General features: G+C 42.1%; 15 protein-coding genes. 4 read left to right on the plus strand and 11 right to left on the minus strand.

Features of this window, described 5'->3' with window-relative positions:
- Together BM386_RS22920 and BM386_RS22925 are read left to right on the plus strand one after the other, a co-directional pair.
- Positions 1-313: ISAs1 family transposase (locus BM386_RS22920; RefSeq protein WP_139235985.1), on the plus strand; the 313-nt coding region annotated here is incomplete at its 5' end.
- Between the two features lie 246 nt (positions 314-559).
- Positions 560-1150 (plus strand): DUF4142 domain-containing protein, encoded by a 591-nt coding sequence (locus BM386_RS22925; protein WP_091698435.1) that lies wholly within the window; start codon positions 560-562, stop codon positions 1148-1150.
- A 186-nt stretch (positions 1151-1336) separates the two neighbouring features.
- On the opposite strand, the gene BM386_RS22930 is transcribed toward BM386_RS22925, so the two are convergent.
- From BM386_RS22930 to BM386_RS22950, 5 genes are all read right to left on the minus strand, one after another.
- Positions 1337-2851 (minus strand): glycoside hydrolase family 3 protein, encoded by a 1515-nt coding sequence (locus tag BM386_RS22930; protein ID WP_091698436.1) that lies wholly within the window; start codon positions 2849-2851, stop codon positions 1337-1339.
- Between the two features lie 129 nt (positions 2852-2980).
- Positions 2981-4246 (minus strand): MFS transporter, encoded by a 1266-nt coding sequence (locus BM386_RS22935; RefSeq protein WP_091698438.1) that lies wholly within the window; start codon positions 4244-4246, stop codon positions 2981-2983.
- Positions 4243-4722, minus strand: a complete 480-nt coding sequence (locus BM386_RS22940; RefSeq protein WP_091698440.1) for a GNAT family N-acetyltransferase — start codon at positions 4720-4722, stop codon at positions 4243-4245. Before BM386_RS22940 ends, BM386_RS22935 begins: the two co-directional genes overlap by 4 nt.
- A 10-nt stretch (positions 4723-4732) precedes the next feature.
- Positions 4733-6367: a glycoside hydrolase family 10-like protein gene (locus BM386_RS22945; RefSeq protein ID WP_244545603.1), complete on the minus strand. Its 1635-nt coding sequence runs from the start codon at positions 6365-6367 to the stop codon at positions 4733-4735.
- 10 nt (positions 6368-6377) lie between these two features.
- Positions 6378-7061: a peptidoglycan recognition protein family protein gene (locus BM386_RS22950; protein ID WP_091698442.1), complete on the minus strand. Its 684-nt coding sequence runs from the start codon at positions 7059-7061 to the stop codon at positions 6378-6380.
- A 186-nt stretch (positions 7062-7247) separates the two neighbouring features.
- Between BM386_RS22950 and BM386_RS22955 the strand changes: the two genes are divergently transcribed.
- Positions 7248-7997 carry a DeoR/GlpR family DNA-binding transcription regulator gene (locus tag BM386_RS22955; RefSeq protein ID WP_091698443.1) on the plus strand — a complete coding sequence of 250 codons (750 nt, stop codon included), beginning with the start codon at positions 7248-7250 and terminating at the stop codon, positions 7995-7997.
- A gap of 457 nt (positions 7998-8454) precedes the next feature.
- Here the strand turns inward: BM386_RS22955 and BM386_RS22960 are convergent, their stop codons facing one another.
- The 4 genes from BM386_RS22960 to BM386_RS22975 form a co-directional block, all read right to left on the minus strand.
- Complete coding sequence (locus BM386_RS22960; protein WP_091698445.1) at positions 8455-8814, minus strand: heavy-metal-associated domain-containing protein; 360 nt, start codon at positions 8812-8814, stop codon at positions 8455-8457.
- Positions 8815-8958: 144 nt separating this feature from the next.
- Positions 8959-11172: a TonB-dependent receptor plug domain-containing protein gene (locus BM386_RS22965; protein ID WP_091698447.1), complete on the minus strand. Its 2214-nt coding sequence runs from the start codon at positions 11170-11172 to the stop codon at positions 8959-8961.
- 62 nt (positions 11173-11234) lie between these two features.
- Positions 11235-11612 carry an HYC_CC_PP family protein gene (locus BM386_RS22970; protein WP_139235986.1) on the minus strand — a complete coding sequence of 126 codons (378 nt, stop codon included), beginning with the start codon at positions 11610-11612 and terminating at the stop codon, positions 11235-11237.
- 95 nt (positions 11613-11707) lie between these two features.
- Positions 11708-12703 (minus strand): c-type cytochrome, encoded by a 996-nt coding sequence (locus tag BM386_RS22975; protein ID WP_091698450.1) that lies wholly within the window; start codon positions 12701-12703, stop codon positions 11708-11710.
- A gap of 331 nt (positions 12704-13034) precedes the next feature.
- Between BM386_RS22975 and BM386_RS22980 the strand changes: the two genes are divergently transcribed.
- The gene (locus BM386_RS22980; RefSeq protein WP_091698452.1) at positions 13035-15383 is read left to right on the plus strand and encodes a patatin-like phospholipase family protein; all 2349 of its coding nucleotides are present in this window, start codon (positions 13035-13037) and stop codon (positions 15381-15383) included.
- Between the two features lie 84 nt (positions 15384-15467).
- Here BM386_RS22980 and BM386_RS22985 read toward each other — a convergent pair whose 3' ends face one another.
- Both BM386_RS22985 and BM386_RS22990 read right to left on the minus strand, forming a co-directional pair.
- Positions 15468-17912, minus strand: a complete 2445-nt coding sequence (locus BM386_RS22985) for a zinc-dependent metalloprotease (protein WP_091698454.1) — start codon at positions 17910-17912, stop codon at positions 15468-15470.
- A gap of 117 nt (positions 17913-18029) precedes the next feature.
- On the minus strand, positions 18030-19130 hold the full coding sequence (locus tag BM386_RS22990) for a glycoside hydrolase family 43 protein (protein ID WP_170857166.1): 1101 nt from the start codon (positions 19128-19130) through the stop codon (positions 18030-18032).
- Between the last annotated feature and the right edge of the window lie 37 nt (positions 19131-19167).

The following is a 19167-nucleotide window of genomic DNA, read 5'->3' on the forward strand; positions in this document are numbered from 1 at the left end:
CAAACAGACTGGAAAGGGAACTACCGAGACCAGGTACTATATAACTTCCCTGAAAGCGGATGCAAAGCTGATCCATGATGCGGTAAGGAGTCACTGGGCGGTGGAAAACAACCTCCATTGGAGTCTGGACGTGATCTTCAGAGAAGATGCCTCACTAAAGAAGAAAGACCACTCAGCACTCAACTTCAATATAATCGCCAAAATGGCGCTTACACTGATCGATCAGGAGAAATCAACCAAAAATAGTAAGCCCTCCAAAAGACACCTGGCTGCACTGGATGACGGGTATAGAGCTAAAATCCTTAAAATCTAAAAGCGATTTCCCTGAGTTTTGGTGAAAGTGGTAAATGAAGAAGAGGAATTGGATTATTATCCATTTGAGATCTGGGAGATTATAGAAAAGTGAGCAATCTATATTTGCTAAAAGCGCAAAACTTTCAACAGACTGAGTAAGCTTTACACAGGTGTTTTAGGTGAAAACCCCTTTAAAATGGATTACCAAGCTTGGGAATGGTACTTGTAAGAATAGTGACAGAACACTAAACCAACTAATTTTCTTATGAGAACAAGTAATGTAAACCAACCCGCAGCAAAAACCTTCAGTAGAAAAGCAAGGATTACTGGAGCTGTGCTGCTTTCTTCATTTTGCCTAGTCGGTATGACTTCATGTGAGGATGAGGATGATGATCCGATTTTGACTACCTACAATCAGCAAGATAGAAACTTTGCGATTGCAACTTCACAAAGCCTGAATGCTCAACTGGATTTCGGTCAGCTAGCGCTAGATAATGGAGAAGATGATTCTGTATTGGAATATGGAACTATGCTTGTATCCGAGACTACCGAAAGCAAAACTGAGCTGGAAGGTATTGTTAACGGAACTGATGTTGATATTTCTGACGAAGTTTCAGACGCGATGCAGGCAAAATACGATGAACTAGCTGCATTAAGCGGTGAGGATTTCGATATGGCTTTCATAGATTTCCAACTGGAAACCTTAGATAACGCGATGTCTATTTATGAGAATCAAAATGACAATGGGGAGAACAATACCTTGAAGGCATTTTCAGACAAAACGTTAGGTAAAGTGAAAGATCACAGAGAAGATGCCAGACTTGTCAAAATAGAATTAGAGGCTGAAGGTATCTAATTTTAAAAATCTAGGAAGTCAGAATGTAGGAGCAGCTGATTAACCCAGTTGCGACTGCGTGATGATTTCTTTGGAGCCGGTTTTCCGAAAGGGAACCGGCTTTTTTTGGTTTTTAACCACAAAGTCCACAGAGGATGACGCAGAGGCCGTAGTGCTATAGTTGTCTTGCTTCTCCAGAAGCAGGATTTATTTTAGGAATAAATCTGCAGCCACTTCCTGAGCTTCTTCGAAATTCTGATATCCGCAAATCACCGCTTCAAAATCAGACATATCTCCCAGATGTTTTAGTGCCAAAGGATTTCCAAAATGAACCAGAATGCAGGGTTTTAACTGCGCTAGGTTTTTGATTTCAGCCAAAGCAGCCTCATCCATACCGAATTGATTTAGCGGTTTGTGGGAGGGGACAAATAGGGAAATAATCACTTTTTCGGCGTCATCGGTTGAGACTTCACTTAAATCTGACCCGTACTTTTCATTAAGTTTTTTTGAGAAAGTTGTCTTTGAATTTCCATAGAAGCACTGTTGTGAAAGTTTGTCATCAGCTGCAAGTCTCTTCAATTCTGCAGAATCTATTCTACCTGAAACTACTGATACGTATTCATTTGCAAGTTTGGTTTGCAGCTCAGCATGACTTTCCCAATCAAATGTTGGCACTTCCAATTCTTTGAAATCAAATACGCCTAGTTTCTCCTTAAGCTTCCAAAGCTTCTCGAAAACAGCATCAATTTCTTCTTCGGAAGCATGTTTTGCGATTTTTTCTATTCCTTCTTTTACATGATCAGAAAAACAGAGAATGTTATTTCCAGCGTGAAAGGCTTCCCATTCAAGTTGCCCCGGTTCTGGAAATAAATTGGCAACAGCTTTCATATTCAGGGCATCTGAGATCACTATACCTTGAAAACCCATTTCGGTTTTCAGTAAATCTGTAATGATCTCACGAGAAATACTGGAGGCGATTTCCTTTCCCCCAGACAAGGCGGGAGCCGCTAAGTGACCCACCATGATCATTTCTACGCCTTTTTCGATCCCAAACTGAAAGGGGTAAAGCTCTTCTTTTTCCAGCTCTTGCTTTGTTTTCTGAATCACCGGCAATCCCAGGTGGGAATCTGTCTGCGTATCACCATGACCTGGGAAATGCTTTAGGCAAGCTCCAATTCCGGCCTGTTTCATTCCCTGATACATAGCGAGTGAAAGCTCAGCTACCTTTTGAGGATTTGTACCAAAAGAGCGGTAGCCAATTACGGGGTTAGTTGGATTGGTATTTACATCGGAACAAGGTGCAAGATTCAAATGAATTCCCGCTGCTTTCATGTCCAAACCCATTCTAAAACCACCTTCTTCTATCAGTTCTGTTGCATTTTGCTGAATCGCCCCTAGGGTAATGGCAAATGGATATTGAGGAGTGTTCTCGATTCGCATTGCCAGTCCATATTCTCCATCTATGCTGATCAGCAAAGGTGTTTTTGAAAGGGCTTGATAGCGGTTAATCAGTCCGATCATTTTCTCCAGTGTCCCGCTCATATCCAATACTTCTGCTCTTTTCTCGAAATTCGCAGCAGCTGAATGCCGACTATGAAAAAATGTCAATCCGCCGATTTCCTGATCAAGAATCAGCTTTTCTATTGCTCGGTAGTTCTCCTCTGTGTCATGGATAAATGCAGCGGGGGAGAAGCATTGGGCGATTTTTTGTTTGGTGTTCATGGTTTTACAATTAGCATAGACTTAATGAAACTTCATGATTCTGCATTCGACGTTCATCATTCGAAATTAAAATAATGAATGAAAAATGATGAATTTTGAATAATGAAGTATGATCGAGTACTTCCGAGATCACTCAATTTTTTTCCCAAACTCCCTCGGATATTTCACACTTGCAGCGATTGCCAAGGCTGGAATCATAGCAATCCCCACCCAGATAAAGAAGCCGGTGTAGCCCAGCCATTCTTGGATGTAGCCGGAGAGCATTCCCGGGAACATCATTCCCAGGGCCATAAAGCCTGTGGCCAAAGCATAATGTGAGGTTTTGAAAAGACCCTCAGCCAGATAAATCAGGAAGATCATGTAGGCAGCAAAACCGAATCCGTAGCCAAACTGCTCAATGACAACGACAGTCCCGGCATAGACAATATTATCCGGTTGGAAGTGCGCTAAAGCGATATAAAGTAAATTCGGAAGGTTTAGAGAAAGTGCCATAGGAATCATCCACTTGCCCAATCCATCTCTGGAAATGGCGATTCCGCCGAGAATTCCACCAAGGAGCAATGCGATAACGCCAATCGTTCCGTACATAAAACCAACTTCAGAAGTACTCAACCCTAAGCCACCGGTTCGTCTTTCTTCCAGCAGAAAAGGGGAGGCCATTTTCACCAGTTGCGACTCTCCAAGTCGATAAAGGAGTACAAATGCCAGCGAAATTCCGATATTTTTCTTGGTGAAAAAAGTGCTGAATACCTTCCCAAAACTTGCTTCTCGTGCAGGTTTTTCAGGTGCTTCTTCCTCTATTTTTGGCGTAGCTAGGAAATTAATTGCTGTAAGTAAAAGCATCAGCCCTCCTACGATTATCATGGTATAGGACCAAGCTTTGGTATTGTCCCCAAGACTAGTTTCCAGATAGCCAGCAACCATCACGATCAGTCCATTCCCTGTGATCATACCAACTCGATAAAATGTACCTCTCAATCCTACAAAGAAAGATTGTTGCTCGGGCTTTAGTGCGATCAAATACATGCCATCTGATGCGATATCATTTGTAGCTGACGCAAAAGCACCCATCCAGAAAAAAGCTAAAGTCAAGAAGAAAAAGTTATTGCCAGAAGTAGTCAAGCCAACTCCTAAAAAGAAGAATGAAAGCACAAGCTGCATAGATAAGAACCATCTTCGCTTGGTTCCAAGCAGATCTACAATAGGGCTCCAGATCGGTTTGATTACCCAAGGAAGGTAAAGCAAACTCGTATAGAGACCGATGTCAGAATTGGAAACTCCTAGCTGCTTGTACATAATGACAGATACCGCACTGATGATGATGTAGGGTAGTCCTTCGGTCAAGTATAGCGAAGGAATCCAGATCCATGGAGTTTTTTGGCTTGATTTGCTCATGATTTTCGGATCAGATTTTTGTAGATACTGATTTCTGATTCCTCTATTATTTTTGCGTTAACTGTCTTTTCGTAAAATTCTGCTGGTCCCACTCCGCCAATGATAGCATAGGCATAGCCCATTTCCCTCATGGATTCCAGTGATTTTATCAGAAGGATTTTTCCGATTCCTTTTCCTCGCTCGGATTCTAAGGTACCTGTGGGGCCAAAGAAGTTTCTGGCCGTGCTTTCGTAGCAGGCAAAACCAAGGATTTCATTTCCTCTTTGCGCCAGCCAGCATGAAATAGGCTGTCTGCTGAAAGCTACTTCCACTTCTGACTGCCAATATTCCCCGAAATGCGCCAAAACCCAATTGCTCACTAAATGTTTTTCTGGTGCAATAGCTCTCCTAAAGATCACTTTCTCCTTTTTCAAAATCCGCGCTTCTTCGAGAGAAACATCCGGCAAACCGATCAATCGGACAAGCATGTCTTGCATAGGTTCTGATTTAAGGGATTTGGTAAACTTGAGTTTGTACTATTCTACCGTAATGGTCGATCCATCGAATGGCAAGATATTCAGTATTTAGACTTTTCACTTCCAAAGTTCTCGCTCTTAAGCCACCAACCCAAACCGGATGAATTTCTGAGTCTGCTAATTGACCCAGTTCATTGGCTCCCTGAATCAAGGCATAGCGAATCGCCGGATCCAGAGGATTGGCCATGCGGATAGTAGTCAATTCAGAATTGGCTTCCACACTAAACACAACTGGAGTATCAATGATTGATGGGCTTTTAGGTTGAAAAGATGGAGGTAAAGTTGGCTCGTTATAGAGTTCACTTTTCAGTAATTGCGCAACATCCTGATTTTTGATTTTCATGGATTTGGCAGAGAAAAATGCGTTTCCCTGAATCGTCGGTAGCGTACGGGTGTAGGAGATCTGTGTGTTTATCTCCCGCGGATTGTCCCAGGCAACATCCGAATCATCGCGGATCTTGTAGGGGCCATTACCGATATAAATGTTGGTATTGTAGTGGTTTTTTGCCCACCAGTCATTCAGTATTCTATGTGAAGCAAGCTTGTGATCCATACTCCAATAGAGTTGCGGGATCATGTAGTCCACCCAGCCATTTTTCATCCAAAGCAAGACATCCGCATAGAGATCATCATAATTCGTCTGCCCCGCGCGCGTAGGGGAGCCTTTTGGATCCATGTTTTGATTTCTCCAAACTCCGAAAGGTGAAATCCCAAACTGCACCCAAGGCTTACTTTGCTTGATGGTTTGGTTTAGCGCCAAAATCAATTGATTGACATTGTCTCGCCTCCAGTCGTCCTGTGATTGACCTGGCTTTTTGTATTTGTCATAGGCGGCCTTATCAGGAAAAGCCAACTTAGCCACTTTGTAAGGATAGAAATAGTCATCAAAGTGGATGGCATCAATGTCATAGTTATCTACAATTTCTTTGATCACCGCAAGTAGATGGTTCTTCACTTCTGGCAAACCTGGGTTATAGTAATACTTGGTGTCGTATTTCAGCATCCAGTCACGGTGCAGATTATAATCATGATCAGGACTAAGATCAGAAGTGTTGAGATTCATCGTTGCCCGATATGGATTTAGCCAAGCGTGAAATTCCAACCCTCTTGCATGAGCTTCCTGAATCATCCATGTCAACGGGTTTTCGGAAGTGTTCGGAGCTTTTCCCTGCTTTCCGGTTAGATACTTTGACCATGGAGCCAAATTACTTGGGTAAAAAGCATCACCAGCAGTCCTGACTTGGACGATTACGGCATTGAAATTCAGGTTTTTATAATAATCCAAGAGATTTATAAAATCTTGCTTTTGCTTGGAATAGGCATCATCTGGAGATATAGGCCAATCGATATTTGCCACCGTAGCAATCCAAACTCCTCGAAATTCCCGAGGCATTTCCTGCATTTGATAGGTCAAAGGCTGTAAAGCCACTGGGGCCATGGTTAGGGGCTTTTCAGGCAGATTAGCGCCGTTAGTAGGTGTGTTCGGTGAATTACCGATAGTGCCAGATGGTCTAGTTCCAGGCGATGCAGTTTTTTGAGTTTTACAGGCAGAGAGTATGAGGCTAAATGCCAAAATTAGAAATAGATGCCTAGAAAGGAATTTCATAAATGGGTAATCAGAGCGTTGGTACAGGTTTCAAATTTAAGTCTTCCAGATTTTTTCGGAGTTTCTTCATAAATGCATCTCCGGGATCGGTTTTGACGGTGCGGTAATCAGGATCAGCTTCTTTCCACAGGTCTGTGGTCTGGAAGTTTTGGTATTCATGATGGCCAATTACATAGTCGATTTCATATTTTCTTTCCAGATATCTGATAAGTTCTTCGTTGGCTTTCAGCTGCTTCTTGGTCAGAGGCATGTCATCGCTACCTATATTTTCGATGCCGATAGCCAAGTAATTCAACCCGATGGTATGTCTGGCAAACGTAGTGTCCGGCAATAGTCTAAAAATCGTGCCGTCCCGATCGATCAGAAACTGGCTGGAGACATTTAAGTTACTCGCTCCGGTCAGATCCGCTCTGCCGGCTATGGTTGCTGGGTTGAATACATCAAAAGTCACCTCTATATTGGCGATTGCAGTCCAGTGAATTACCACCATTTTGGGGTCAATTGAAGCAGTTTCCTGTTCCAATCCATGACGATCCTTGAGGTATTGTAGGGAGAGGTTTTCCCGCTCCTGATTCCAAGTAATCGGTTTTTCTATGATTCTGAAGGTGGATTCAGGGCTACAGGAAAATTGGCAAAAAGATAAAAATGTGAGTCCTACTAGGTAAAGAGAGCTTTTCAATAGTCTGAACTTCATGGGCTTCGGCGAATTTGAAATGCAGGTGCGATAGCTTCAAATTTGATTTTCATAGCTAAACTACCCAGAATATTGCAGGATAGGCAATGTTAGGAAGCTATTTTTTGCCAGAATTTTCAAACTCTTAAAAACTTTGCAAGTTTTTGCTGTTTTCGTTAGTTTCCCAAACTCAACCACTTTTACCCCATGCTAAAAGAAGAAAGACAGAAGTATATCTTAGATCAGGTTCATCTGCATCACCGGGTTTTATTGAATGATTTATCAGATTCTTTAAACGTCTCAATTGACACGGTAAGACGTGATGTGAAGGAGTTGGATAAGGAAAAAAAGCTCAAGAAAGTGCATGGCGGGGCAACTTCTTTTGGCTTCATGACTTTCACGAAGGACGATGGAAATATCTACCTGAAGTCAAAGAAGATATCCATCGCTGAGAAAACCGTCTCCTTGCTTTCAGACGGGCAGGTGATTTTGATGAGTGGAGGAACCACCAATATGGAAGTTGCGAAGCTGATCCCGAAGAAGTTGGTACTGACGGTTTTTACTCCAAGCCTTCATGTGGCGATGGCTTTGCTGGAGCATGAGAATGTGGAAGTGATTTTCTTGGGAGGGAAATTGCTTCACGATGCGAAATTCGCAGTGGGAGGCACGGTAGTCAATGCCTTGTCGCAGTTAAGAGTAGATCTGTGTATTCTTGGAACAGGCTATTTGGATGCTGAGTTTGGGTTGACGGAGTTTGATTGGGAAGTGATTCAAGTGAAGCAGGCAATGATCAGAGCAGCGAAAAAGACGGTCATTCTGACTGTTTCTGATAAGCTTCATTCTGTGCAGAAATACAAGACTTGCGATATGACAGCTGTTCATACGTTAGTTACAGAACTTGATCCATCAGATCCCTTGCTGGATTCTTTTAGACCATTTGAATTGATGTTGGTTTGATGGTTTACAACTTAGCAATCTCTAGCATGTATTGGCATTGGAGATTCGAGGCGAAAAAACTATGGAATCTATGATTCTATGCGGTGCAGAAAGATATAACCGCATATACACATAGAGAAACATAGAAAATTAATCATTGCACTTCCCTTTTCTCACTGATTTGGCTTCGATTGCTTTGTTGATTTATGGTGAAAAATGGGTAGTCTGAAGGCTGCAATTGTGTATTGTTTTGGATATGCTATGGAAACTATGATTCTATGTGGTGAAAAAAGATCTAACCACATAGGCACATAGAGAAACAGAGTTCTTTATATCTATAATTCATAATTTGATTTCGCCCTTTCAACCCAATTCATTTCAAGGCGACAGAGATAAGATTTGCGACCTCCGTGAAATCTCCGCGAACTTTGCGGATAAAAACCAAAAATAAAGCTTCCCATTTCTGAGAAGCTTTTCTTTAATTATCTTTTTTCTTTGGATGGAAATCATCGTCGTGTGCGCCGTCCTTACAGCACTCTTCCAATTTTGCATAGGCTTTTGGGTCGCGCTTCAGAGAGTCTGCATTGTATCCGACCATGGTAATTCTCTTTCTGAGTTTGTCAGGATCGGTTTTGGAATCTAAGTAGGCAATGTTTAGCACCTTGGTTTCCAAATCTAAGTTGACAGATTTCACGCCTTTTTCGAAGGTGAGATCCTTTTCCAGTGTTTCCTTACACATCTCGCAAATTGCGGATGTCTTAATGCCGATTGTTTTTACTTGTGCTTGCGCTGCAAACGCAAAAGCCGCGATAAAGAAGGTTAAGATTAGCTTTTTCATTATTTCGTTAGTTTATTTTTTATTTATGTCTTGTTTTATGTTAGCATGGAGATGAAAGCACTATCGGGGGTGTAAAACATTTACATTTAGGCTACTTCCGTCTCCCGTCTTCGGTCTTATATATCAGAGAATAGTTTGGGTTACTCAATTAATCTTATATCTGATCCCTGTGTAAATCACACGTCCAGCGATTGGCCCCCAGGTCATGGAAGCGTCGAAGTTCTGCCCAAATGGATTTTCAGGATCTATGATTGGATTTGATTGTTTAAAGTTTAATATGTTTTCTCCGCCTAGGTATATGCTTCCCCAGCGAAAACCTCGGCTCACTTGTGCATTCAGCATAAAGAAATCCGGTGACTCACTTGGCTGCTGAAATTCAACCGGACTTTCGCTCGTATTTGGAATTCGCATAGGTCCGTTCCAGTTGAGCGTCATATCCGCTTTCCACTTATCATAATCCGTAGCATATGCTAGATTCATGAAGAATCGGTTTCTACTGGTAAGTGGCATTTGCTGTAGTATTCCATTAGTGGTCATCAGCATCTCGTAATGCTTGTAAGCCGCCTTTGCCTCAAACCTATCCGTGATAGGATAACTGGCTTCTATCTGAAAGCTATTCGCATAGGATCCATTATGTAGGTTGTTGATGACGAGTTGCTCAGAACTTACATCGCGGTCATAAACCAGTTGATTGATGAAGTTGGTATGAAAGTAATCAGCTACTACACTTAATGGACGTTCATCTACCGTAAAGCTACCAGCCAAACTCAGTCCGGTATTCCAAGACTCTTCGGGTTTCAACTCCGCATTGAAAACTAACTCTCTTGATGATATCCAAACTGAGCTGTTTTCCATCAAGGCATTTGGTGTTCTATAGCCTTTTCCTACGGAACCTCTTACGGTCCAATTTGGAATAACTTCCCATCTGGCATGAACTCTAGGTGTGAAATAGGTGCCAAAGAGATTGTGGAAATCTGTCCTTGCTCCGGCTACTAAAGTGACCCGATCGTTAGGAATGAAGTTGTACTCGAAGAAAAGCCCAGGGACTTTTTCTGTTCTGTACATGGCAGTATCAAGTCCCTTTGGAGAGTTAGAATCAAAGGTTTCTTCGAAATCATCGTAAAGAAAACTTGCTCCCGTCTTGTACTGATGAAAGCTTGAACCCAAGATGTTCTGATAAATGAAATTTCCGTAAGCGGTTTTCTCTATGCCCTGATAAATTCTTCTTCCAGCTCCACCATTGAAATCCTGATAAGAAAGGGAGTATTGAAAACCCCAGCTTTGGGTAGGTTTATCAGGATAGATCATTCCGAGTTTACCGAAAATCTCTGCTTTTCTTGTGTCCATTTCATAGCCATACATACTGCTGGTGGCTAGATCACTATTGAAGTCAAAGCCTTTTTGGCCTCCGGCATTGTCTGACATAAAAAGATTTACTCCTATTTGTGCCATCAATCGATCTCCTTCATACTTGTATCGATTCAGGAAATTTAGTTGCCTGCTTTTCGGCAAATCCAGAAATTCATCGTCATTTCCATCTATCTCAGAACTTAGTTGGCTGGCGTGAAAGAGTACGCCTGAACTCCATTTTTCAGAGATTGGAATCTGATGGTTTGCATTGACTTCCATTCTTCCAAAGGAATTGAGGTAGGCATTCAGGTACCATTTATCCATGGATTCTGGTTTGAATAGATCTACGTTGATCTGTCCGGTCATGGATTCGTAGCCATTAATTACTGTTCCGGCACCTTTTCCCACATCGATGGATTGAATCCAAGTGCCGGGCACGTAGGTTAAGCCTAGTCTGGAATTTAGACCACGGATATTCGGGATTCCTTCTCTGCTGATCAATACGTAGCGACCATCCAATCCCATCATTTGGATCATTTTGGTGCCAGTGACAGCATCTGCATAGGAGACATCTACCGAGGCATTTGTTTCAAAACTCTCCGAAAGGTTGCAGCAGGCAGCCTTTTGAAGTTCGTTTTCGGTAATTAAAATATTGAGGAAAGGCGCTTCATCCACCACAGATTCAGAACGTGCCCGTACTGTAACACCTTCCAGAGCTTCACCACTTTCCTGAAGTGTAATGAGCATTGTTTTGTCAAAAACAGGAGACAAAGTATCTGCTTCATATCCTAAATAGGAGACGACGATACGATCAGTTTTAAGTACATTTTCCAACTCGAATTGACCATCCAAGTTGGTGATAGCACCTTGATCTTTGTCAAGAACTTTGATGCTCGCCCCGACAAGAGGCTCTTTGGATGCTGATTGTACCTTGCCTATTATGCTGTATTGAGCAAAAAGAAGGGCTGGCGCAAATAGACATCCTATAAATAGAAATAATTTGTTCATAAAGATTGCTTGTGTGTAAAGAGATTACAGTTCGCCAAAGGCGAATAAAAATCAAGCAGTTCTTATATAAGGAAGGATTGATGGAGTATGTTTAGATCTGGAATAGGTAGATCCGGATAGAGGAATTCTGGGTTAGAATCCTCAGTATCTTCGATTGAAAGGCCAGGTATGGTTAATACATAAGCTAAAACAAATTCTGGAGAAATCTGAACTTGGGAATGTGCTTTTCCGAAATAATCATCCGAATCTGATGATGCGTATTCATCTGAGCAGCAATCAGGATCTTGGTTCATATTTTCGCCACAGCAATCGGTCTTTTCAGGTGCGATAGAAACCTCTGTACTTTTTAGCTCATCGCCACAGTAATGCGCCGCCAAGGTCAGATTGATCTGACCGGTCAGGAAAAACAGGAGCATTAATGATGAGATGATTGTTTTCATGCTTTGGCAAAGGTCGGCAATTCATTCTAAAAAGAAAAACCTACCTCCTTTACGATATGTAAGGAGGTAGGTTTCAGTAATTTTGAAACAAGTTATTATTCTGAAGAAGCTTCAGGAGGCGAAAACTTCACCACTTGATTAGGAATCGGTTCAACAGTTTTCAGATATGCGTAGATCGCTTTTAGGTCATCTTCTTCCATTCCAGCGTACATCGTCCAAGGCATTATTGTATTGAATTCTCCCGGCTGCACCTTAGGTAGCTGATATCCTGAATCCAAATACTGCTTGAATCTTTCCACAAACATACCTTCAGACCAGCTTCCCAATCCGGTATTCTCATCGTTGGTTAGATTGGCTGATCTAACTACCGAACCATCGGGAAAGGCAAATTCTCTTCCACCAGAGTATTCTTTCCCTGCCAGAATAGTACCCTGAGCATCCACAGGACTATGACAATCCATGCAAGCAGCAGCGTTCATTAGGTATTTCCCATAGGCGACTTGGTCAGTCTTAGCTGGCTTAGGTTGAGGTGAAGCGTCTTTTGGAATTGTTTTTAGAATAATGCTTACGGGGAAATCAGCTTTTGAATCCGGGATTTCATTTTCTATAGGTTCCAATGTCCGTATGTAGGCGATGATGTCATAAATATCTTCGGGATCCATTTTGCCATAGTACCCATAGGGCATCAAAGGAAACATAGCCCTACCCTCATTGGTAACTCCTGTGGTAATCAGGCGGTATAACTCTCCATCCGTATAATCCGAAATCCCGAAGGGTGTAATGTTTCTTGCATAGAAAACTCCCGGAAATCCCATGCTTTGATCAAATCTGTCCCCTCCAGAACCAAATGTACCCGGTGCTATAGGGCCTGAAAGCTGAGAAAAATCCCGTGCGGAATGACAGTCTATGCAGACTGTGACATGATTGGCGAGGTAAGTTCCTCTAGCTACTCGGTCGGGACTGTGGCTAATGGTTAGATCTTGGGCAGGACTGACCTTTGGAAAGGTGAAATTCACAAATGCTACTCCACAAACAATCAGAATAACAAAGGCGCCAAGTAAGTAACCAAGTACTTTAAAAATCTTTTTCATAATAAAAATGGATTTGGTATATGAAAATTTACTGTTTAATCTAATTGCTTGATTATAAATCCCTTAAAAAATTTTTTAAAAAAGAGGAATCGTTCTAAAAAATCTTGGTATGTTTTTAAATTCCATGGATTAAATCCTTTGGTTTGTATAGTAGAAGAGTTTTTCTTTAAACTTCGTCAAGTATAAACCTCTGAAGGTGTTATTCAATTCTTATGAAAAAGAAAAGGGTTGTTGTCAATCTAAATTTCCTGACTTTCCGTTCTTGATATTTGTTACATGAGATCTTTAGGTGAACATTTTCACAATTATACAAAGCCATCTTTTTCCTTCAATGCGTAGAAAATCGACACTACTAACTCTTGTTTTCTTTTTTTTGGTTTTTCAGCATGTCTTTTCCCAAGCTATTCAGCCGTCAGCTCAAGAAACGGGAAAGGCCAAAATCGGTCTGGTGCTTTCAGGTGGGGGAGCTAAAGGGATCGCCCATGTCGGGATTCTGAAGGCCTTGGAAAAGGCAGGTATCCGTCCGGATTATATAGTTGGAACCAGTATGGGAGCTGTAGTAGGTGGACTTTATTCCCTGGGATATAGTGCAGATGAGCTTGAGGAAATCATCCAAAATATCGACTGGGGCTTGGTAATCAGCAACCGGGTTAGTTTCAAAGACATTGCATTTGAGGAAAAGGAATACTATAACCGCTACTTACTCGAATTTCCTGTGGTCAATGGAAAGGTTGCTTTTCCATCCGGTCTCATAGAGGGACAAGTGCTTTCTGATGTGTTGCATTATTACACCTGGCCATCTAACAGTTATGAAAGTTTTGATGATTTTCCTATTCCTTTCCGATGTGTGGCGACTGACATACGTACCGGAAAGGCACTAGTGTTTGAAAATGGGTATTTGCAAGATGCGATCCGTGCTTCCATTGCGATTCCTACAGCTTTTACGGCTTTTGAACTAGATAGCACCTCTGTGGTAGATGGAGGTGTGGTAAATAATTTCCCGGTGGATATAGCCAGGGAAATGGGAGCGGATATTGTGATCGGGGTGAATGTAAGTTTTGAAGATTTTCAGGAAATAGATGAACTGGGAGGCTTTGGAGGAATACTTATGCAGATAGCCATGGCTCCGTCTCTGAGCGTCACCCAGTCGCATATCGATGCGACAGACATTTACATCAAACCGGATTTAAAAGAGTTTTCTACTGGAAGTTTTAGTTCGTACCGGGAAATATTGGAGCGGGGTATGGAAACAGGAGAGGAATTCTATCCACAATTTCAGCAGTTGGCGGATAGTCTAGGTAGAAATGATTTGGTGGAGGGCCTGAAAGACATCGAAGATTCAGTACAAATTGGAGAGGTCAATATCATAGGGAATAATCTTTTTTCCAAAGACCTGATCAGATCAAAACTCAACGTAAAAGAAGGAGATCAGGTGAGTAGAGAGGATTTGGAGTCAGGGGTTCGAAGGATTTTCGGGATGAATGGATTTTATAAGGTGGACTATACGCTTGAAAAAGGTGAAGAAGCTAATTTCAATATGAAAATCCGCATCAAAGAAAAGCCAAGTACACTGCTGAGTACGTCGATTCACTATGACAACCAGTTCTCCGCTGGTGTGCTGCTGAACCTCACCGCAAGGGATGTATTGGGGCATAATTCCCGAACAGTAGTGCTTGCCGACGTCTCTGAAAATCCAAAGTTGAGGCTGGACTATTACAAATACACTGGAATAAACAAGAAGTTTGCCTTCAATCTAAGGGTAAATTATCTCCGGCAGCAACTGCCGATCTATGAAAACGGGGAGGAGCAGCAAGTGGAAATAGGACGGAATACCCGTATAGAAGCCCAGATGATTTCTACCTCTTCGTTGAAACAAGCATTGTATGTGGGTGGTGTGATGGATCTTTACAGATCAAAGTATAAGTTTTCTATAGCCAGTATTGACGATCTGAAAAATGCCTATCAGAATTATTTCGGTGGGAGAGTGAAGTATTACCGCAACTCCCAAAATGATAGGAATTACCCCACCAAAGGTGCGGAGAGTCTGCTTCAGGCTACCCTACATTTCAAAGATTGGTTAGGTATAAATCTCCGTCCAGGAGTGGACTCACTGCTGCTTGATACAGATTCGGGGCCAGTAATGGTGTCAAATAGGTTTTTAGATAATCTGTTGGATGATATCACCCCAAATCCCTACCTGACCATACTTGGGAGATATACCAAGTTTTTCCCGTTGGGTATAAAATGGCAATTTGTACCGGAAATAGCTGGAGCATTTGTCATTTCCGACGAGGGGGAGGAGAAGCTTTTCAGCCAAAATTTTGTCGGGGGATATCAGAACATTCAGTTTACTGATACTAGATTTTGGGGCTTAAATTATGCAGAAGTCCAGACCAGTAATTTCCTCAAAATAGGAGCCGATTTTCAGTTCATTCCCTTCAATAAAATTTATTTGAGAGCTGGCGCAAATGTGTTGGGATTCAGTGAGCATTTGCCGCTGGATGATCCAGAGTTTTTGAGCGCGATAATGCAGGAAGGCCATTATTTTGGCTACGGAGCAGATATTTCCTATCAGTCAATTCTGGGTCCTATCAGTGCAGGAATCAGTTCGAATTCCAACGATTCAAAGCTTAGAGCTTACTTCTCTTTGGGCTTTAGCTTTAATTATTCTGATCGATAAAGTAGGCTTAGGATAGCACTGAGAAGCTTACTTTCTCAAAATAAAAGTCATTGCCTCTCAAGAGAAAGGCAATGACTTTTTAGATTATTTTTCTTCAAGCAGAGATTCCACAAGTGCATCAATATCACGCAGGTGATTTTGAACTATCCCAGCACTGTATCTAGCGCTTGCAGCTCTAGCAGAAGTTTGGATTGTTTTTAATTCTGCACGAACAGCAGCACTCACATCTGAACGACTTCTCTCATCTTGAGTCATTAAAGCAGCGAGACGCTCCACATGGGCTCTTTGAAGATTTCTACGGAAAGCATCAATATCCTTCGAACCAGAAAGCTCTGACCAGATTCCTTTTCTCAAATCAGATAACATCTGAGTCATAGAATAAGCAGACGAGCCATTCAAAGCCTCATTTTCTATCATACGCTCCAATCTGTCCATTCTCAAAACACTGCTTAGTAATCTTGATTGCATACTTCCGATTGCTGAGATGGCACCACTAGGCTCAACGTTGTTCAATATTTCTGATTGAAGTAGCCAATCAGGCGTAGTGAATACATTTTCATTCATAAACTTCATTGCATTCACCTGCTCAGCTTTGGCAGTTGGTGTGTAGGTAACTCCTGGTTGATCTGTAGTTTTTAATTGCTCATATACACCACCAATGTTGGTTACCACATGATTGGCATATCGACTCCAAACGCCGAGTAATTCTCCATACAATTCTTCCAAATCACCATATCCTTCGCCATCAGTAGCAGTCCATTCTGCAAGATTTTCTGCGACAATTTTCAAGTTTGCCAAACCATAGGTACTTGCTTTTATAGCGTCATCTCCCACTGATTCAGTTTGAGAACTTGGGTCATAAGAATTACCCCCACTGAAAAGATACTTAGGGTCGCCTGCCTTTTCTCTAATCCAGCTGTTCAACGTAGGTTTTTCAGCCTCTGGAGAATTTGCATTTGGGATATATCGGTAGCCCCAGTTTATTGCATAGTTGTCATATGGCCCGAGCATTCTTACCCAGCGCACACCTTCGTCACCAGGCTGAGCTACATAGTTATATCTGGTATAGTCCATGATAGTCGTTGCCAATCCCCATTTCTGGGTGAAGGTAGCCGAACGCAAAGAATCAGTTGGGTAAGCATAGGATGCTTTCATGTTATGTGGCAATCCCAGCGCGTGGCCTATCTCATGAGAAATAACTCTTCTCATCATTTCACCGATTTCTTCTTCTGGGGTATCTAAGGTTCTGGCAGATGGATTTGCAGCGCCAGTTTCTAACATGTAGCGGTTTCTATAAGAACGCAAGTGATTGTGATACCAAACGATATCACTTTCTATGATTTCACCGGAACGGGGATCAGAAACGCTTGGACCCATGGCATTTCGGGTTGTGGTAGCAACATAGCGAACGGTGGAATATCTGGCATCTTCAGCACTCCAATCAGGATCTTCCTCAGCGGTGGGAGCATCCTTTGCTATAATCGCGTTTTTATAACCTGCAGCCTCGAAAGCTACTTGCCAATCTTCAATTCCTTGTCGGAAATATTTTCTCCACTTCGCTGGCGTTGCCGGATCAAGATAATAGACAATTGGCTTTACTGGTTCCACCAACTCACCCCTGGCATAAGCTTCAGGGTCTTTTGGCTCCAGTCTCCATCTTCTGATGTAGGTCTTCTGATCTGATTTCAGTGCCTCAGAGCCGTAGTCAATCTGTCGTACAGTAAACCAGCCTACTCGTGGGTCATGCAATCTTGGCTGCATGGGTTTCTCAGGAAGCAAGTACATAGACTGGCTCATTTCCATAGATATCGTGCCAGATCTAGAATTTGATGGAGGCGAAGTGGCATTGTAAGTCATATCATGTCTTACCTCAATGTTCTCCGGATAGCTGGCCATTCTTGTGATAAAACTTCGGTCTTTATCCAGATTTCTAACCTGATAATCTCTTCTCATAGAAGCAGATAGTCCACTTAATGCAGGGATATCCGAAAGAAACAGATCATTTACCTCAATCAAAGCAGCTGTGGAATCCGAGTTGAAACCTTCTATTTTGAATGAAGCTAATATTGGGTTGTAGTTGTTAGCATCCACCGAAAGTCTAATCGGCAAAGAATCCGCGGCAACATTGTCAAAAGAAATGGAGCGAAGTAGAATGCTATTCTGCATTCTAGACCAGTGGATCACTTGTTCATTTGACTTAGAACCAGCAGTGGTGTATCCACCACCTAGCCCATCGGCGATTTTAGAAATCCGGCTTACCAAAAGCATGTCTTTCTCCAAAAGATCAAAAGGGACTTCGTAGTAGCTTTTATCTCCAACTTTATGAACTGTAAATAGTCCTTCATCGGAAACTGCCTCATCGGTTACGATTTCACTATATTTTTTGAAAGGACTTTTTTTAGCCGGTTTGGCTGCTTCGCTTTGAGCTGCTGGCTCATCTTTGGCATTTTTCTTATTCTTTTTCTGCGCAAAACTTGCCACACTAAGTGTCAAAAGAAATGCGGTTAAAAGTGTAGTGGTTTTTCTCATCAATGTTGCGATTGGTTTGTGAGAACAAAATAGCTGGAGAGCTCACAAAATAAAAGGAGTCATTTTTGGTGACTCCTTTTTTATAGGATGAAGGGTTTGTTCTTTGTTTTACAAGCTTTACTTGATTGGATTTATCGTCTGAATACTTCCATCCTCCAAGTGCTGAAGTGGCGCTACTTTGATATTTCTCAGGTGTGTTTTTCCGGAAAGCTGGGTGTCATGGTAGTATATAAACCAATTGCCATCTACTTCCACAATGGAATGGTGATTGGTCCAGCCTTCTACAGGATTTAGGACTACCCCTTGATAGGTAAATGGTCCGTATGGATTGTCTCCGGTAGCATAAGCGATGAAGTGGGTATCACCCGTAGAATAAGATAAATAGTATTTGTCTTGGTACTTATGAATCCAGGCAGCTTCAAAGAATCTTCGGTCATTATCGCCGTTTAGCAGCGGGTTACCATTTTCATCCAAAATCTTGATTTCCTTCGGAGTCTCCGCAAACTGAAGCATATCGGCACTCATTTTAGCTACGATAGGTCCTAATGCTGGCTCATCATCTGCAGGTAGTCCGTCAGTTGGAGCAGCACCTTTATCGTCAAATTTATTATTTCTGTATTTCTGCAATTGTCCACCCCAAATGCCTCCGAAGTACATGTAATACGATCCATCCGAATCAGCGAAAACTGCAGGATCTATACTGTAGCTTCCCTTGATCGGCTCAGGCTGAGCGGTAAAAGGACCGATAGGTGATTCTCCTACAGCAACACCGATTTTGAAGATGTCTTTTTCATCCTTTGCTGGGAAATAGAGGTAATACTTCCCGTCTTTTTCTGCTGCATCCGGCGCCCAAAGTTGTCTTTTGGCCCATGGAACATCTTCAGCTCCCAGTACTTTTCCATGATCTGTAATAGTTCCGCTAGGAGAATCCATGGAGTAAACATGGTAATCCATCATATTGAAATGTGCTCCCAAATCATCTTCAGGAACGTCTGACTCCACGTCATGCGAAGGGTAAATGTAGATTTTGCCATCGAACACATGTGCCGAGGGGTCTGCTGTGAAATGGTCTGAGATCAATGGCTCCGAAAGATACTTGGAAGAGGTGTCTTGCATCTCTACCTCCTCGCTGACCTCGGTAGTTTCTGTGGGTGAGCCACAGGATGCCATAGCAAACAGCGCAAAATAAGCGGGTAAATAGTTTAAATGGTTCTTCATGAATAGGTTTGATTGTTTAATTGCTGTCAATATAATT

Origin of the sequence: Algoriphagus locisalis, assembly GCF_900116615.1 — a bacterium.
Classification (GTDB): domain Bacteria; phylum Bacteroidota; class Bacteroidia; order Cytophagales; family Cyclobacteriaceae; genus Algoriphagus; species Algoriphagus locisalis.

Excerpts from the sequence above, each read along its gene's own strand:
- BM386_RS22985 (WP_091698454.1), bottom strand. The coding sequence starts at position 17,912 with ATGAGAAAAACCACTACACTTTTAACCGCATTTCTTTTGACACTTAGT.
- BM386_RS22975 (WP_091698450.1), bottom strand. The coding sequence starts at position 12,703 with ATGAAAAAGATTTTTAAAGTACTTGGTTACTTACTTGGCGCCTTTGTT.
- BM386_RS22930 (WP_091698436.1), bottom strand. The coding sequence starts at position 2,851 with ATGAACACCAAACAAAAAATCGCCCAATGCTTCTCCCCCGCTGCATTT.
- BM386_RS22950 (WP_091698442.1), bottom strand. The coding sequence starts at position 7,061 with ATGAAGTTCAGACTATTGAAAAGCTCTCTTTACCTAGTAGGACTCACA.
- BM386_RS22965 (WP_091698447.1), bottom strand. The coding sequence starts at position 11,172 with ATGAACAAATTATTTCTATTTATAGGATGTCTATTTGCGCCAGCCCTT.
- BM386_RS22935 (WP_091698438.1), bottom strand. The coding sequence starts at position 4,246 with ATGAGCAAATCAAGCCAAAAAACTCCATGGATCTGGATTCCTTCGCTA.
- BM386_RS22925 (WP_091698435.1), top strand. The coding sequence starts at position 560 with ATGAGAACAAGTAATGTAAACCAACCCGCAGCAAAAACCTTCAGTAGA.
- BM386_RS22980 (WP_091698452.1), top strand. The coding sequence starts at position 13,035 with ATGCGTAGAAAATCGACACTACTAACTCTTGTTTTCTTTTTTTTGGTT.
- BM386_RS22970 (WP_139235986.1), bottom strand. The coding sequence starts at position 11,612 with ATGAAAACAATCATCTCATCATTAATGCTCCTGTTTTTCCTGACCGGT.
- BM386_RS22940 (WP_091698440.1), bottom strand. The coding sequence starts at position 4,722 with ATGCAAGACATGCTTGTCCGATTGATCGGTTTGCCGGATGTTTCTCTC.
- BM386_RS22945 (WP_244545603.1), bottom strand. The coding sequence starts at position 6,367 with ATGAAATTCCTTTCTAGGCATCTATTTCTAATTTTGGCATTTAGCCTC.
- BM386_RS22955 (WP_091698443.1), top strand. The coding sequence starts at position 7,248 with ATGCTAAAAGAAGAAAGACAGAAGTATATCTTAGATCAGGTTCATCTG.
- BM386_RS22990 (WP_170857166.1), bottom strand. The coding sequence starts at position 19,130 with ATGAAGAACCATTTAAACTATTTACCCGCTTATTTTGCGCTGTTTGCT.
- BM386_RS22960 (WP_091698445.1), bottom strand. The coding sequence starts at position 8,814 with ATGAAAAAGCTAATCTTAACCTTCTTTATCGCGGCTTTTGCGTTTGCA.